Source organism: Hydrogenovibrio crunogenus, from assembly GCF_004786015.1.
Classification (GTDB): domain Bacteria; phylum Pseudomonadota; class Gammaproteobacteria; order Thiomicrospirales; family Thiomicrospiraceae; genus Hydrogenovibrio; species Hydrogenovibrio crunogenus.
The window spans coordinates 2290549-2306012 of record NZ_CP032096.1 but is presented as its reverse complement, the minus strand read 5'-3'; the positions used below and the strand labels follow the sequence as shown (position 1 = coordinate 2306012).

The 15464-nt window shown below is 43.3% G+C and carries 14 protein-coding genes and 1 riboswitch; of the genes, 6 read left to right on the top strand and 8 right to left on the bottom strand.

What is annotated here, in order from left to right; all coding sequences use genetic code 11:
• Positions 1-95 precede the first annotated feature (95 nt).
• The 4 genes from GHNINEIG_RS10910 (at position 96) to GHNINEIG_RS10895 (ending at position 5436) form a co-directional block, all read left to right on the top strand.
• Complete coding sequence (locus GHNINEIG_RS10910; protein ID WP_135796679.1) at positions 96-1142, top strand: AI-2E family transporter; 1047 nt, start codon at positions 96-98, stop codon at positions 1140-1142.
• 95 nt (positions 1143-1237) lie between these two features.
• Positions 1238-1621 carry a DUF302 domain-containing protein gene (locus GHNINEIG_RS10905; protein WP_135796678.1) on the top strand — a complete coding sequence of 128 codons (384 nt, stop codon included), beginning with the start codon at positions 1238-1240 and terminating at the stop codon, positions 1619-1621.
• A 47-nt stretch (positions 1622-1668) separates the two neighbouring features.
• Positions 1669-4515 carry an ATP-binding protein gene (locus tag GHNINEIG_RS10900; RefSeq protein ID WP_135796677.1) on the top strand — a complete coding sequence of 949 codons (2847 nt, stop codon included), beginning with the start codon at positions 1669-1671 and terminating at the stop codon, positions 4513-4515.
• Between the two features lie 21 nt (positions 4516-4536).
• Positions 4537-5436, top strand: a complete 900-nt coding sequence (locus tag GHNINEIG_RS10895; protein ID WP_135796676.1) for an aminoglycoside phosphotransferase/kinase family protein — start codon at positions 4537-4539, stop codon at positions 5434-5436.
• 10 nt (positions 5437-5446) lie between these two features.
• On the opposite strand, the gene pnuC is transcribed toward GHNINEIG_RS10895, so the two are convergent.
• Genes pnuC through GHNINEIG_RS10880 form a run of 3 tightly spaced genes read right to left on the bottom strand, consistent with a single transcriptional unit; the run spans position 5447 to position 8485 of the window.
• On the bottom strand, positions 5447-6070 hold the full coding sequence (gene pnuC, locus GHNINEIG_RS10890; protein WP_223260887.1) for a nicotinamide riboside transporter PnuC: 624 nt from the start codon (positions 6068-6070) through the stop codon (positions 5447-5449).
• The gene (locus tag GHNINEIG_RS10885) at positions 6057-6332 is read right to left on the bottom strand and encodes a hypothetical protein (protein WP_135796675.1); all 276 of its coding nucleotides are present in this window, start codon (positions 6330-6332) and stop codon (positions 6057-6059) included. The genes pnuC and GHNINEIG_RS10885 overlap by 14 nt, the downstream gene beginning before the upstream one ends.
• A 59-nt stretch (positions 6333-6391) precedes the next feature.
• A complete protein-coding gene (locus GHNINEIG_RS10880) occupies positions 6392-8485 on the bottom strand; it encodes a TonB-dependent receptor (protein WP_135796674.1) in 2094 nt (697 codons plus the stop codon).
• 62 nt (positions 8486-8547) lie between these two features.
• A riboswitch (TPP riboswitch) is annotated at positions 8548-8649 on the bottom strand.
• A 171-nt stretch (positions 8650-8820) separates the two neighbouring features.
• On the opposite strand from GHNINEIG_RS10880, the gene GHNINEIG_RS10875 reads away from it, so the two are divergent.
• The gene (locus GHNINEIG_RS10875) at positions 8821-9363 is read left to right on the top strand and encodes an ATP-dependent zinc protease family protein (protein WP_135796673.1); all 543 of its coding nucleotides are present in this window, start codon (positions 8821-8823) and stop codon (positions 9361-9363) included.
• Here the strand turns inward: GHNINEIG_RS10875 and GHNINEIG_RS10870 are convergent.
• Both GHNINEIG_RS10870 and rimK read right to left on the bottom strand, forming a co-directional pair.
• Positions 9360-10424, bottom strand: a complete 1065-nt coding sequence (locus GHNINEIG_RS10870; RefSeq protein ID WP_135796672.1) for a succinylglutamate desuccinylase/aspartoacylase family protein — start codon at positions 10422-10424, stop codon at positions 9360-9362. The two genes, GHNINEIG_RS10875 and GHNINEIG_RS10870, sit on opposite strands and share 4 nt — an antisense overlap.
• Before the next feature lie 29 nt (positions 10425-10453).
• On the bottom strand, positions 10454-11359 hold the full coding sequence (gene rimK / locus GHNINEIG_RS10865) for a 30S ribosomal protein S6--L-glutamate ligase (RefSeq protein WP_011371478.1): 906 nt from the start codon (positions 11357-11359) through the stop codon (positions 10454-10456).
• Positions 11360-11691: 332 nt separating this feature from the next.
• On the opposite strand from rimK, the gene mgtE reads away from it, so the two are divergent.
• Positions 11692-13053, top strand: coding sequence for a magnesium transporter (gene mgtE / locus GHNINEIG_RS10860; RefSeq protein WP_135796671.1), 1362 nt, complete (start codon positions 11692-11694; stop codon positions 13051-13053).
• Here mgtE and GHNINEIG_RS10855 read toward each other — a convergent pair.
• The 3 genes from GHNINEIG_RS10855 to GHNINEIG_RS10845 all read right to left on the bottom strand — a co-directional run bounded on the left by GHNINEIG_RS10855 (position 13050) and on the right by GHNINEIG_RS10845 (position 15433).
• Positions 13050-13658: an FMN-dependent NADH-azoreductase gene (locus GHNINEIG_RS10855; RefSeq protein ID WP_135796670.1), complete on the bottom strand. Its 609-nt coding sequence runs from the start codon at positions 13656-13658 to the stop codon at positions 13050-13052. The two genes, mgtE and GHNINEIG_RS10855, sit on opposite strands and share 4 nt — an antisense overlap.
• Before the next feature lie 178 nt (positions 13659-13836).
• The gene (adk, locus tag GHNINEIG_RS10850) at positions 13837-14484 is read right to left on the bottom strand and encodes an adenylate kinase (RefSeq protein WP_135796669.1); all 648 of its coding nucleotides are present in this window, start codon (positions 14482-14484) and stop codon (positions 13837-13839) included.
• A gap of 70 nt (positions 14485-14554) precedes the next feature.
• On the bottom strand, positions 14555-15433 hold the full coding sequence (locus tag GHNINEIG_RS10845) for a fructosamine kinase family protein (RefSeq protein WP_135796668.1): 879 nt from the start codon (positions 15431-15433) through the stop codon (positions 14555-14557).
• Positions 15434-15464: the final 31 nt, after the last annotated feature.

The window sequence follows — 15464 nt, the reverse complement described above, 5'->3', positions numbered from 1 at the left end:
ATTGAAGTTATTTCAGAGTCGTTTAGTCGGTTTTTTAATTTCCTCCAGAGTTTCGGTTAAAATAGATTTCTTGTCTATAAATGTAAGGCGCTTGAATGATAAGAGAGAATAAAGGGTTATCTTGGCTGGTCGGCATGGCCTCTGTCATCATTATTTTGACAGCGTTAAAACTGGCTGAAAGTGTCGTCGTTCCGATTTTACTAGCGATTTTTATCTCCATTATTTCTATCCCTTTCATTCGACTTATGATGCGTTATTCCGTACCGAACTGGTTGGCCATCATTTTGATGCTTGGTGTCTGGATCACATTGTTGATGCTGTTCTTTTTAATCTTGAGCCATTCAGCGCAAACGTTTAATAATAATATTCCAGAATATGAAAAAGGGTTGAATGATTTATTGGTTGAGCTGTCGCCGCTATTTCAGTATTGGTCCTTTCCTTTTTTTGAAGCCACGTTAAACGAGCATTTTAGCTCCGAATCACTCATTCAGTTTATGGCGAATACTTTGACGGGCGTCAGTGTTTTTATCATGAACACTTTTTTGGTGCTGTTTATTGCGATTTTTTTGTTGATGGAAGAAAGCAGTCTGACACAGAAATTTCAAGCAGCTTGGCCGAATTCAGATTTTAAAATTCAAGCGATTGCCGGCTTTTTTAAACAAGTGAATAGATATATTTTCATTAAAACAGTGATCAGTTTTATCACCGGTGTGCTAGTCACGCTGTTATTGATGTTTCTCGAGGTTGATTTTCCATACTTATGGGGTGTTTTGGCGATGCTGATGAATTATATTCCAAACATCGGTTCGTTAATTTCAGCTATCCCGCCGGTTTTTCTGGCATTGATCCAGATTGGCGTTTTTGATGCGATCTTAGTCATGAGCGGTTTTTTAATCATCAATGTGGTTTTAGGAAATTTCATTGAACCGCATTTGATGGGATTCGAGTTTGGTTTATCCCCTCTTGTAGTGTTTTTATCATTAATGGTCTGGGGGTGGATGTTTGGTCCGGTTGGGATGGTTTTATCAATCCCTTTGACAATGATCGTTCAAATAGCCCTGTTTCAGAATAAAGATACCCGAGCAATCGCGGTTTTATTGGGCAATAATATACCGAAATCACGTTTATCCAATGAAAAATAACTTGGCGACGAAAAAATTGAATAAGATTTTTTGATATTCATTCAAAAAACCAGTTCAATAAGACGTTGTCTTTAAAATATAAGGAAGAAAATATTATGTATTATGTCGTTGATACCAAAAAAACATTCGAACAAGCAGCGGAAGATCTGGATGCTGCGGTGAAAAGCAATCAATTTGGTGTGCTGTATGTGCATAATTTAGGCGAAACATTACGAAGCAAAGGGCTTGAGTTTGCTGAGAACTGTAAAGTGTTTGAAGTGTGCAATCCTGGTAAAGCGGCACAGGTCATGGGCATTGATATGCGATTGAATATGGCTTTGCCTTGCCGTATTTCTGTGTATACCGAAAAGGGTCAAACCAAAATTGGGATGATTGAGCCGGCAAAAATGTTAGCGACTTTATCGGATGATGCAGCACTGCAAGAGATTGCAAAAGAAGTTGAGCAAAAAATCATCAAGATGATTGATGAAGCAAAATAACTTGAGTGGTTGCTGAAAGGGTGCATGGAATGGTAGGTCTAGATTAAATGATTAAAAAGACCCTTTTAAAGTTCTATGAATGGCCTTTGGTCATTGCTTTTTCAGCAACGCTTATAGCCGTTTACGGTCTTTATCAAGTTTTTGAACAAGGTAACCAGCAGGAAAGACAAAGCTGGGGCCAGCTTTCCATTGAGCGTAACAAGCTGGAAACGCTAACAAAGATTTACGACCTGCGAACGCAGCTCAAATTGTTGTTGAAAGATGCTGTGGTGCACGATGATAAGGCCGAACAACGTGAAATATTCAATAAAATCTCACAAATACGGCATAAAATTGTTGAAGAAAGTGCTCGAATTCGACGATTAGCAGATCAAAAAGAAGAGTTAAAAATTCTGGTTGAACATAACCAGATCTTAGAAAAAGGCCTTCCTAAACAATTTTATTATCAAAGCCTACTGCTGGACTTTGATGCCATTCAAGAAGCCAAAGAAGTACTCTATACGGAAGTGATTCCGACGCAGGATTATGCGGATGGACTGCTTTCTTCATTTCACTTGCTTGTTGGTCATTCCATCGAAAGGTTACAACAAGAGCATCTTGCCAAAAAAACAGAACGAAATAAGAACTTTAAACAGCAAGTCTGGCTAGTCATTATTCTGGTGTTGGTGATCAGTATTCTGGTGATTTCACTGGTCAGTTATTCTAAGCGTCGGTTACAGTCCTATACCGTTGAGTTAGAACAGGAAGTTAAGTCTCGAACCTTCCAGTTGACTGAAGCTAAAAACGAGTTGCAAAACTCATTGGCAGACTTGGAAAGTATTCTTCATGCCGCGCCAGATGGTATTTTAAAGACCAATAAGGATGGCAGAATCATGGAAGTAAACCCGGCAATGGAAAAATTGTTTGGGTACTCCGCAAAGGAATTGATTGGTAATAATGTCGCGATGCTGATGCCACGCGCCTACCGAAAATACCATACCGAAATTATCCATAACCTGAATGCCAATAGCTTCGATCGCACCAGTTTAATGGGGCAAGATGGTCGTGTTAAGGGGTTGCATAAGGAAGGTGGGATCTTTCCGATTGAAGCGGCCATTGGTCCGATTAAAGACTCTAACCAGGATGGCTTTACCATTATCATCCGAGACATTACCAATAATATTCATATTGAATATAAATTGAAAAAACAAAAAGAGCTACTTGAAACGCTTTGGAAAGCCACGAATCTATTTATGGTTTACAAGGATCTTTCAGAGGTGGCCGATTATTTATTGGGCCGAATTCTGAAATTGACCAAAAGTGACTATGGTTTTATAGGCGAAGTGTTACAAGATGCAGACGGGCGAAGCTATTTAAAAACCCATGCGTTGACCAATATTGCCTGGAATAAAGAAACTCGAAAATTTTATGATGAAAATGCCCCAGAAGGGCTGGAGTTCAGAAACCTTAATACGTTGTTTGGACATGCCATCACCACTCAGCGTGTAGTGATTAGTAATGATCCTAAGCAGGATGCGAGAAGTGGCGGACTGCCGGAAGGTCACCCAGATTTGAACGCCTTTTTGGGGGTACCGGTCTTTTATGGTTCTAAACTGGTCGGTATGTATGGTCTTGCAAATCGTCCTGAGGGGTATGATGATGAAATGGTTGAGTTTTTGGCATCTTTTACCCAAAACTATGGTGCCTTGATTTACGTTAAACGCATGCTGTCTCAGCAAGAAGAAATGCATGAAGAAATTTTAAAAGAGCGTAATGAAGCGGAAAAAGCCAGCCAAGCTAAATCGCAATTTTTATCCAGCATGAGTCATGAGTTAAGAACGCCGTTAAATGCGGTGCTGGGGTTTGCCCAGTTGTTGGATATGGATGAGAACCTAACCGCTGATCAAAAAGACAATATCTATGAAATTGTAAAAGCCGGAAATCATTTGCTTGATTTAATTAATGATGTGTTGGATTTAGCAAAAATTGAATCGGGTAATGTTGATTTATCGATTGAACCAGTCGGTTTAAAAGAAGTGCTTGAGGAGTGTCGTAACTTGATGTTACCGGTTGCCGAGAATAAAGGCATTTCATTGGATATTCCTGCTTTGAGTGAGCTGTATGTCCGTGCGGATCGTGTTCGTCTCAAACAAATTCTATTGAATTTGTTGTCGAATGCCGTGAAATATAATGATGACCATGGCCAAGTCTGGGTGGAGTGTGCATTGCAATCCGAAAATACCCTGAGGATTTCGGTCAAAGACAATGGGGTGGGCGTACCAGAGGGTAAGCAGTCGGAGCTTTTTCAGCCGTTTAATCGTTTGGGGCAAGAAGGCGGCGGCATTGAAGGGACAGGTGTCGGGTTGTCCATTACAAAAACGCTGATTGAGTTGATGGGGGGTGAGATTGGTTATCAAGCCAATAAACCCAAAGGGAGTTGTTTCTTTGTGGAGTTGCACATTGATTCATGCCACCCATTTGAAGCGGATTTTGATCAGACCTTGGTGATAGATTCAGATCAAGAAGGGGCATTGGGCAAAACCATTTTATACATTGAAGATAACCCGGCCAACTTAAAGCTGGTGTCACATGTTTTAGCCAAACGAGATCATACCCATTTAATTACCGCGCATGAACCTCAACTTGGAATTGAATTAGCGAAGGCGAATAAACCGGATTTAATCTTACTGGATATCAATATGCCAGGTATGAGTGGGTATGAAGTGTTAGAAGTGTTTAAGAAAGACAGTGAAGTCAGTCAAGTGCCTGTGGTTGCGATTACGGCGAATGCCATGTCGCATGATATTCGACGAGGGAAGCGTGCCGGGTTTGACGATTATTTAACCAAGCCGTTAGATGTTGAGAATTTCTTAAACGTGGTTGAGCGATACTTAACGAGAACGGAAGCCAAATAACATGGCTGACGGAGTGTAAAGTTGCATTCTATACCTAGATTGAAACCTTATTTTTCGAATGCGGAGACGCGCTCATTCGAACAAATTCCCAGCCTGTACGATGATAGCAGTCATACGATTTTTTTGCATGAAACGGCGAGCCAAAAAGAAGTCATTAAAGCTCTCAACTCGCAATCGGCTGAAGATTCCCCTTTCTGGCAAGGGATGGCCGAATTTTTCGGGGTTCATTTAAAACAGCAGTTGCAACACTTTGACTCGCTTTACCCTTTGATTGCACAATATTCTCCCCTTGAAATCCCCGCATTACTGCAGACGCTGGTTGTGCCAAACGAGTCCATTTGGGCAATCAAAACAGATTTTCTACCTGGTCAGTCTGTACAGTCTGAGCTGGTCACTTCTCAAATGGTGCGACAATTAGCTGAACACTTGGCCTGTTTACATCAAGTTGAATCCGATCAATTTGGTTATATTTTTGGCAAAACAAAAACAGAAACGAAACCGTCGTGGCCTCAGCATGTAAAGCAGCAATTAACACAATTACTGAGCGTTCATCCTCTATTGAATTCCACTGAACAAGAAGCGTTGCTTGGTCAAATCGATGCCCGCTTTCAACCCTCTGAATTTGGGGTGATTATGCCGGATTTGAGGTGGGATCAGTTTTTGCAACAAGAGAACGCTTTAACCGGATTAACCGATTTGGACGCATTGGTGTTTGGTCCGGTTGAGCTTGACTGGGTACTTCTGGAGTATTTGCTAAAGCCTGAGCAGGCTCAGCTATTTTGTGCGGAATATGAACGTCATCGAGCCATTCCTGAGATTGGCGCGGTTCGATCTGTGTATCGTGTGATGTTGTTTTTAATGAATGTGCTGGGAGAAAAAAACTACCAGGCCTGGCGAGATTATCCAGCGCTTTTTGTTTGAATACGTTCCCCTATCCGTGCGCTATTTGGCGTGTAATCCAGTCTTGACGCCATGCACGATAACCTGCAATGGCGAGACCAAAGTATAAGATAAACATCAAAATCGTAAAATAAAATCCGCTTTGCCAGTACAAAACAATCGCCGCGCTGTTAATCACCAGCCAATAAAGCCAATTCTCCAAGACTTTTCGTGCCATCAGGTAAGTGTTCATCACTGAAAAAACCATAACGCCTGCATCTAAAAAAGGCGCACGAGAATAGTCTCCTTGCTGCATGTAAAAGCCGATTGTCACAGTTAAAATTGTACCGATGACTAAAAACCCCAGATGAAAAGCAATGGGTTTTGTGTGGACGTGAATCGCTTTGTCCGACTGAATGGGCTTTTTCCAAAGCCAAAAGCCATAAATCGCCATGACTAGGTAGTAGGCGTTGAGAACCGATTGAAGTGGAAGTTGTCCATCCCAAAACAATAATGTGTAAATAAAGGTACTGAAAAAAGCACATGGCCACGCCCAGATGGATTGCTTAATCGCGAAAAGAATATAGCCAATGCCTAGAAGGGTGGCAAGCGCTTCCCAGCCAGATAACGCTAGGATAGAGGCCAAGACGTCAGCAAAAAGGTTAGGCGTTTCCACAGTGCTCAATGTCCGCTTTTGAACGATCTGTCCCGAGTAACTTTAAAACAAAAATGGTTTTGGGATTTTGTTGCAAAACCTGTTCGATATCCTCTGTCAGAGCCGCCATTAAAATACGATAATCACCGAAGATTTGTGTGCTCATGGCATTTTTCTCGATACGAATAGATTCATGTCTTTCCAGTGAAGCAATAAAGTATAAAATGGGCTGACAGTATTGTTCCTGTAATGGGTACATACTGATGTCAATAGACGCTAACATAGGCAGTCCTTTATTAATAGCCGTTAAAAATGGCCAGGCCTGGCCATTTTTTGAATCGTTTAGAAGTGAATTCGCAAGGTCGCGCCAAATTGACGCGGATCGCCTAAACGAATGTATTCTTGTACGCCATCGCCGTCATAATGGTCAAACTTGAAGCCTCGGGTGGCATAACGCTCATCGGTTAAGTTGTTCCCCCAAACATAGGTTTCCCAGTCTTTCGCTTCATATCCAATGCGGGCATTAATGATTTGATACGCCCCCGTTTTTCCATCGTTGACATTGTCAAAATAGTAACTGTCCATTCCTCGCACTTCGGTACGGGCAAAAAAACCGTTGGCAGCGCGATATTGTGTACCCAGGTGGAACTGATAGTTCGGGGCATGCGCTTGATCTCTGCCAGACATAGTAAAGTTGCTGTTTGCTGGCGTCCCTTCCACTTCGGTAAAGAGTAAGCCTAACGAACCGAACAGCTGCCAGGCATAAGTCGCTTGCCAGTCAAACGAGGTTTCCAGACCATAGTTTTGAGCCGCATCCAGATTTTCTTTATAGAAAATCCACTCTCCGGCACTGTCGTACGAATAACCGTCAAATTGTGGATTGTTTCGGTCCATATAAAAAACCGTGGTGGCGGTTTGCAAACGGTTATTCAGATAATTCGATTTTAACCCAACTTCATAATTTAATAAGGTTTCAGCATCATAAGTGACGTTGGTACTGGCACCACTACCTGCATTGAACCCGCCCGCTTTATAGCCTCGTGTAACTCCGGCAAAAGCCATATGGTTCGGGTTGTAACGATATTTGTAATGAATTGACCCTCCCCAAAGCGTTTCATCCGGTGAAAAATCATCGGTTAGGGTTTGGTCGGAATAGGTTTTTTTCGTTTGTTTGAAGGTTTGTCGATTATGTTCGACACGTAGCCCATAAGTCATTGTTTGCTTTGAGCTCACATGTTGGTCCAGCTGTGAGTAAACGGCCAGTTTTTGGTGGTTAAAGTCACTGTCAATCAACTCTGTTGAACCGGCGTAATAGTTATCAGAGTAGTTACTTTCATCCATATTGGAAGCATAAGCCCCTATTAACCAATCGGTTGAGTTATTAAAAATACGCGCTGATTCTTTCGATTGGAAGCGTAAGTCTTGTGACATATGACGACGGTGCTTTTGGTTTTCATAAAACTGTTCCGCTTTGGCCAGCCAGTCACCATCGTAATTATAAAGTGCGTCTGTGTTTGAGAGGCTGGTTGTGGAAATCACGTTGTAAGCCGTATTGCCTTCATAGGTCACTTTCATTGAAGCGGCATTCGACAATTGGTTGTCGTTTCCGGGTTGGTTAGAACGTGTGGTAAAGGTATTGTCGCGAGACCAAGCGTCATAGCCATCATTAAAATCGGCGTGTAGTAATGTTAAATCGACCGTGGTGTTCGCGGTAGCGAACATGCGCAACTTACCACGCAACGTCAACTCGTCTTTACCGTTAGTGTCTTTGCGGTTCAGGGTCTCATTTTGATAAAACCCATCACTTTGGTGTTTAAAAACCGCGATACGGTATTGTGTGGCCTCTTTCTTATCGCTCACTGGACCACTTGTCATGACGCCAAGTTCTTTATGGCCATACTGCCCAATGCTGGTTTCAACGAGGCTTTCGCGATAAGGGGTCGGATCGTTGCTTTGAATGTTAATCAGTCCGCCAATGGCACTTTGCCCATAACGCGTATTTTGAGGGCCGCGTAAGATTTCAACTTGTTGTACGTCAAATAAATTGCCAATGCCGCCCAGCCCACTGAAATCGATGTCATCAATAGCAAGCCCAACACTGGCATTTGGTGCGCCGGTATATTCGTCTCGCTCGCCCATGCCGCGTACTTGAATGTGTTTGACGCGTGCATTCTGATTTGAAACGTTAACGTTCGGGGCGCTTAATAGAACGTCATCTGTGTGGGTTGCGCCCGCATCTTGTAGTTCAGTAGAATCCATCACCGTGATGCTTACCGGCATATCTTCCGCTTGAGATTGTCTTAGGTCGGCCTCGACTTTAACCGGAGCCAATACAACGGTATCATCTGATAAGGCAAGTGGGCTATGCAATAAGCTCAATAATAAGGTTGGGGCTATGGAATAAGCAAAAGGCTTAAAGGGTGTTTTAGGAGTCATAATTCATTCCTTTTTAGTTAACCAAAAAGGACAGGGCAGGAATCGGTTCTTTGGAGAAAACAAAGTCGAGTTGCAGCCTGTTCCTACGCCAGTATTAACTGGATCAGGTTATAAGGGTTCCCAATTTAGGATCTCAGGCCGTATGGCCACCCCTCGGCGATAATTCAAAATACGATAAAGAGCCGGGATTATAAGGCAAAAACCTTCCAGACACAAAAACAACTTTAACTAATTGAAAAAATAAAGGATTTTTTAAGATTGTATAGAGACGGTTTGTATTAAAATAAAAAGAAGTGAATACGATATTCATTTTATTATTTTCGAAAGGAAATGCCATGGGTAATCAAAGCTTTGAAAAAAAGAATGCAATAAAACATGTATCCCGTTTGAAAGTGTTAAGTTTTGTGCTTTTTTTAAGCGTTTTTGCTGTCAATGCAATGGCGGATACTTCTCCTATCGTCACCGGTTGGGTCGAGAAAGTGGCGATTCCTGAATACAATTTGACGCTTAAAGCCAAAGTGGATTCCGGTGCGGACAGCTCTTCTTTACATGCGGTTTCGATTCATCGGTTTACTAAAAACAACCAGGCCTGGGTACAATTCAGAACACAAGATGGTATTGCGATCCAAAAGCCGGTTCTCCGGATTGTGCACATCAAAACGAAGACAAAAGGGACGCAAGCAAGGGAAGTCGTTGAGCTGCCAATTTGTTTGGCGGGGCAATTGACAACTGTACCGGTCAATCTTGTAGACCGAGGTCATTTTTCTTATCCAATGTTAATTGGGCGTTCTGCGATGGAAGGCAAGTTTTTGATCAACCCCAATCAGAAATTTTTAACAGAACCGAAATGCGGTTCCGTGAGTCGTAAAACGTCTTAAATGGATGGAATATCGTCATTATCGTAGGGGAGCGTGTCATCTCCATGAATGTCTTCGGCAAACGAACCAACACGTTCCTCAGCTAAGTCAGTACGGGCAAATTGGGCGATATGATATAACGCCTCACCTTCATTCACTAATGGCATGACCATTTGACCAATGACAATGCCACTGGCATTGGCGAAAATTTCAAACTCCTCCTCACCAAAGGGGTCGGAGACCACGCCTAATAAGGTTTTATCTTTTTGAACGCGATCACCATCGTTGACCAAAGAGCGGAAAATACCACTGTGTGGTGCACGAATCCAGTAACTTGATCGAGCAATCACAGGCTTTATCGGTGTTTTTTTAGAACGCCCTTTTGCAATCATGTCTAAAGATTTCATTACGTTCAAAATACCGTTCACGCCAGCACGAATACCAAATTCATCAAATCTGAGAGCTTCACCCGCTTCATACAACAGAATTGGAATGCCTTTCTTTACGGCTGAAACCCTTAAAGAGCCGGGTCGAAGTGCGGCATTCATCATTAAAGGTGCACCGAACGCCGTCGCCATTTCCAAGGTTTGAGGGTCTTCCAGGTCGGCACGAATTTGGGGTAAGTTGGTACGATTGATGGCGCCGGTATGCAAATCAATGCCATGTGAGCATTGCGCCACAATTTCTTTTAAAAATAAATTCGCCATGCGACCTGCCAAGGAGCCTTTTGAGGAGCCGGGAAAACTGCGGTTGAGGTCGCGCCGATCAGGCAAGTAGCGGCTCTGGTTAATGAATCCATATAAATTCACAATCGGCACCGCGATTAACGTGCCTTTTAAACGGTTGAGGGATTTGACTTTCATTAGACGTCGGATGATTTCGACGCCATTCAATTCATCACCGTGAATCGCAGCGCTGACAAACAATGTAGGCCCTTTTTGTTTGCCATTAATGACTTGTACCGGCATATTGAGTTCGCCGTGGGTATAGAGTTTGCCAACTTGTAAATCGACGGTCTTGCGTTCACCGGGGTGAATGGTTTCTGGCCCGATTTTAATTGGACGGTTTGCAATTTTTTTCATCAGGTGCGTTCCTAATAAACTCCGATTGGTTAGCCTTTACCACGGGTTTTGGTGTTATGCGGTTTAGCGTTTTTTTCAATAAACGCGATAATTTGACTCGCAATATCTTTTTGTGTGGCCGTTTCAATGCCCTCAATACCGGGGGAAGAGTTCACTTCCATTACCACGGGACCATGGTTAGAGCGGAGTAAATCGACACCACACACATTCAGTCCCATGATTTTGGCTGCCCTAACCGCCGTTGCACGCTCTTCTGGTGTGATTCTAACCAACGAAGCTGATCCGCCTTGATGTAGGTTTGAACGGAACTCTCCATCTTTTGCTTGGCGCTTCATGGAAGCCACAACCTTGCCACCAATGACGAAACAACGTAAGTCCGCGCCTCGGGCCTCTTTAATGAATTCTTGTACCAGAATGTTGGCTTTTAACCCGTTAAAAGCTTGGATAACCGATTCGGCAGCTGAATGCGTATCCGCTAACACCACGCCCACGCCTTGTGTGCCTTCAAGTAACTTAATCACAACAGGCGCGCCTCCAACGGTTTCCAGTAAGTCGTTAACATCATCAGGGGAATGGGCAAACCCTGTTACCGGAAGGCCGACACCACGTCGAGATAATAGCTGCAAGCTTCGAAGCTTATCGCGAGAACGAGAAATGGCTACGGATTCATTCAATGGGTAAACGCCCATCATTTCAAACTGTCTTAAAACCGCTGTCCCGTAGAATGTAATGGAGGCGCCGATTCTTGGAATAATCGCATCAAACCCGTCCAGAACTTCACCTTTATAGTGAACCTGTGGATGGTTAGACGAAATGTTCATGTAGCAGCGTAAAGCGTCAATGACTCTAACTTCATGACCACGTTCTTCAGCCGCCTCAATTAAACGACGGGTTGAGTAAAGTTTGGCATTACGGGATAAGATAGCGATTTTCATACGGATTTCTCTTTAAATTCTGTGTTTCAGTGAGGTGTTCATCTTGTTGAAATGCTTGAGGGAATTCAATCAAGTTAAATGACGCTTACCTACTACTCTAACTATAAGATATTTCTTGTCAAGGAGGTAAAAAAACACAAATTATTTGTGGTGTAACCGAGCGGTATGCCTTTAGTTTATGATGTAATTAGGGTATAAAGAGGGCGGCCTAGAAAAATGGCCGTTATAAAGCACATCTCCCTCATGATCAAGATGCAGTTCAGAACCTGATAGTCGGTTCAATATGATAAAAATGCCAGAGGTGAGCTCACTTACCCGAAAAAGAGATCGTTATGACTGTGAATGAAGAAACGCCATTCTCCTCAGAAGAAAAACTTGTCCAGCTCCAAGCCTTATTAACTCAGGAAGATCAAACAGCCGTTTGTGATTTTTTTGTTGATCTGCCCGATACCGAAATTGCTTTGTTATTAGAATCTTTTCCCGCAAGCGACCGGGAAAAGATTTGGGTATGTGTTCCCGAAGACTTGAAAGGCGAAGTGCTGGCTGAGGTTGGTGATGATGTCCGAAGCGCATTAATGTCTGAAATGGCTCTGTCTGATGTTTCTGAATTGACAAAAGACTTGGGCGCGCAAGACATTGCCGAAATCCTGGATACCGTGCATGAGTCAGTCAAAGAGGCGGTGATTGACAACTTGGATGACAGCACGCGCGAACAAGTTCAGGCCTTGCACGCTTATGACGATAATATGGTCGGTCGTTATATGGATCCGAGTACGGTAAATATCAAGCAAGATGTTACCTTGGAAACGGTGCAGCGCTATATTCGAATTAAGGGATTGTTGGACGAAACGACTCAGGAATTTATGGTCACGGACAAAGACAATCGTTTGGTGGGGTCTTTAGGGCTGGTTGATTTGGTTAAACAAAACCAAGAAGCAGAAGTCTCTGAATTCATGCATCAATCTGTGTCATTGTTGGATGAAATGAACGTTCATGATGCCGCAGTGATTCTACGGTCTAAAGAACTGCGTTTCGCTCCGGTTGTGAATCAAGAAGGCATTCTAGTTGGACAGTTGAATATCGATCATATTATGGAGATTACGCGTGAAGATGCTGATAACACCTTGCTGAGCATGTCCGGTGTCAGTGATGATGAAGAACTCTTTGCCCCGATTCTGTCCAGTGCCAAAAGTCGAGGAATTTGGTTAGGCATTAACCTGGCGACGGCTTTTTTAGCGGCCTATGTGATCGGACAATTTGAAGCGGTGTTATCTCAAGTGGTGGCGTTGGCCGTTCTGATGCCAGTCGTGGCGAGTATGGGCGGCATTGCCGGAAGTCAGACCCTGACCGTAATTATCCGCGGTTTGGCAATGGGTCAAGTTGGGGGGAATAACCGATGGTGGTTATTTAATAAGGAGTTATGGGTCGGAGCGTTAAACGGCTTGGTTTGGGCGCTCGTTGTTGGTGGTGTGGCTCAACTTTGGTTTGATAACTGGATGATGAGCCTGGTGATTACACTGGCCATTGTCATTAATATGACCGTAGCCAATGTGTCTGGTATCGCCATTCCTTTATTGTTGCGCCGAATGAAGATTGATCCTGCTTTATCTGGCGCAGTGATTTTGACGACAGTCACCGATGTGGTTGGGTTTATGTCTTTCCTAGGGCTTGCCACCCTGTTAATCTTGACTTAGATACAATCACCTAAAACCTGCTTTGCCTTATCAATCGATGACTTGATAGAAGCTTCATCGCCAGCCATTCCAGGCGCTTCGACAAGTGTGACGTCTTTAATTCCGATAAAGCCCAAAGCGGTCTTCAAATAAGGTGTCACGAAGTTCATCGCATCTAATGGCGCTTCTGTGTAATCTCCACCTGATGCCGCTACAACAATCGCTTTTTTTCCTTCTAATAATCCTTTTGGGCCTTTGTCCGTGTAAACAAATGTTTCACCGACGCGTAAACTGTGGTCTAAATAAGCTTTCAAAGTTGATGGAATGCCAAAATTATACATAGGGGTGCTGATTAGAATGACATCGGCGTTTTTCAACTGTTCGATATAATCAGTGGATAATGCCAGTTGTTGCGTTTGTTCATCAGAGCGCTTTTCAGCAGGGGTAAACATCGCGCCAATCGTCGCTTCGGATAAATGCGGTGGCGGTGTCTGGCTTAAATCAAGTGTTTGAAACGTATCGGTCGGGTGTTTTTCTAACCATTGGGTTTGAAAAAAATCGGCCAATGCTTTCGAATGAGACCCGTTTGATAACGCGCTGCTGTCAATTCGTAATACCGTTGCCATGTCGCTTTCCTTTTGAATATCAATTAAATTATCACTAGTGTAAAAAATTTAAGTGTTCTTAAAAAGCAAGGAAATAGCAAAAAACTATTGCGATTTTAGCAACAATAACGGGGAAAATAGGCAGGGGCGTCATAGCGTGTTTAAACACTGAGTGAACACGCTATGGCAAAAAGGCTTTTTATTTTAAAGCGGAAAGAATCGATTTCTCAACCGTATCGATCGGTTGCGTTCCGTCGACTTGAATATACTTCAATTGGTCGTTTTTCTCAGCTTCTGTTTTGTAATAGCCGATTAATGGGGCCGTTTGTTCATGGTAGACTTTTAAACGATCCAAGACCACTTCGGCTTTATCATCTTCTCGTTGAATCAGATCATCCCCAGTTTCATTGTCTTTATTTTCCACTTTTGGTGGGTTATAAGTGATGTGATAAGTACGACCAGATGCTGGGTGGACGCGACGACCTGCCATACGGTTAACGATTTCAGAATCAGGGACATCAATTTCAATGACGGCATCAATCTCAACGCCTGCCGCTTTCAGCGCATCTGCCTGTGGTACCGTTCTTGGGAAGCCATCTAATAAGAATCCATTGGCACAGTCAGGTTCTGCAATACGGTCTTTAACAAGGCCGATAATGATTTCATCCGTAACCAATTTACCGGCATCCATAAATTCTTTGGCCATTTTTCCCATGGGGGTTTGTGCTTTGATTGCTGCGCGCAACATATCCCCAGTAGAGATTTGAGGAATGTCGAATTCTTTGGTTAAGAATTGTGCTTGCGTTCCTTTGCCGGCACCCGGGGCACCTAACAGAATAAATTTCATAGTCAGTTCTCGCTAAGTTCTTGTTTTAAAATTAAATCAGACGGTTCATAAAAATTTTGGCGCTATTCTATCAAACTGAATCCAAAAGCGTTTGAATCATTCGTTCAGACTGGTTGGCATAGTGCCCACCAAACAAATTAAAATGATTGAGTACGTGGTACAAGTTGTAGAGATTTTTGCGCTGGGCATAGCCACTATCAATCGGGAAAACAGAGTCGTAGCCTTGATAAAAATCAGGACGAAAGCCACCAAATAATTCTGTCATCGCTAAATCTGTTTCTCGATCTCCATAGTAGCTGGCAGGATCGTAAAAGACAGCCTCACCGGCGTGGGTAAAGCTGCTGTTACCTCCCCAAAGATCGCCGTGCAAAGGGGAAGGCTCTGGTTGATATGTTTGGAAAAACTCAGGGAGTTTGTCGATGAGCTGAATGCCCTTATCCATTAATACAGGCGATGCCCCATTGGAAAGCGCTAGCTTTAATTGTGGCAATAAACGATTTTGACCGTAAAACTGAACCCAGTTCGATGTCCAGCTGTTTGGTTGGCGGGTCTTTCCGATGAAGTTGTCTTCAAACCAGCCGAATTGCTTCGTTTCGTTGATTTGATGATGCAGTAGTGCCAAATCCTTGCCGCGTTGAAAATCGTCGCCCTGTGGGGTCAGCTCTAAATATTCCAAAAGAAGCCAGGCCTGGTCATTTTCCACTCCCGTTGCAATGACTTTAGGCACGGTAATGCTGAGTGTGCTGGAAAGGGCTTTTAAGCTGTTTGCTTCTGTTTCAAATAAAGCGGCCTGAGAAGATTGGTTGCTCTTGAGAAAAAAGTTTCCCTCAGCGCTATGCAGGCGATAGGCTTTATGAATATCGCCTCCGCCAACGGGAGCGGCGCTTTCAATTTGAAAAGGCGTTCCGGTGAGTTTAGAAATTGAGTCTGCGAGTGCGTTCCAATTCATAGTCTCTCCTTTAATAGGGGATTCGCCTCCC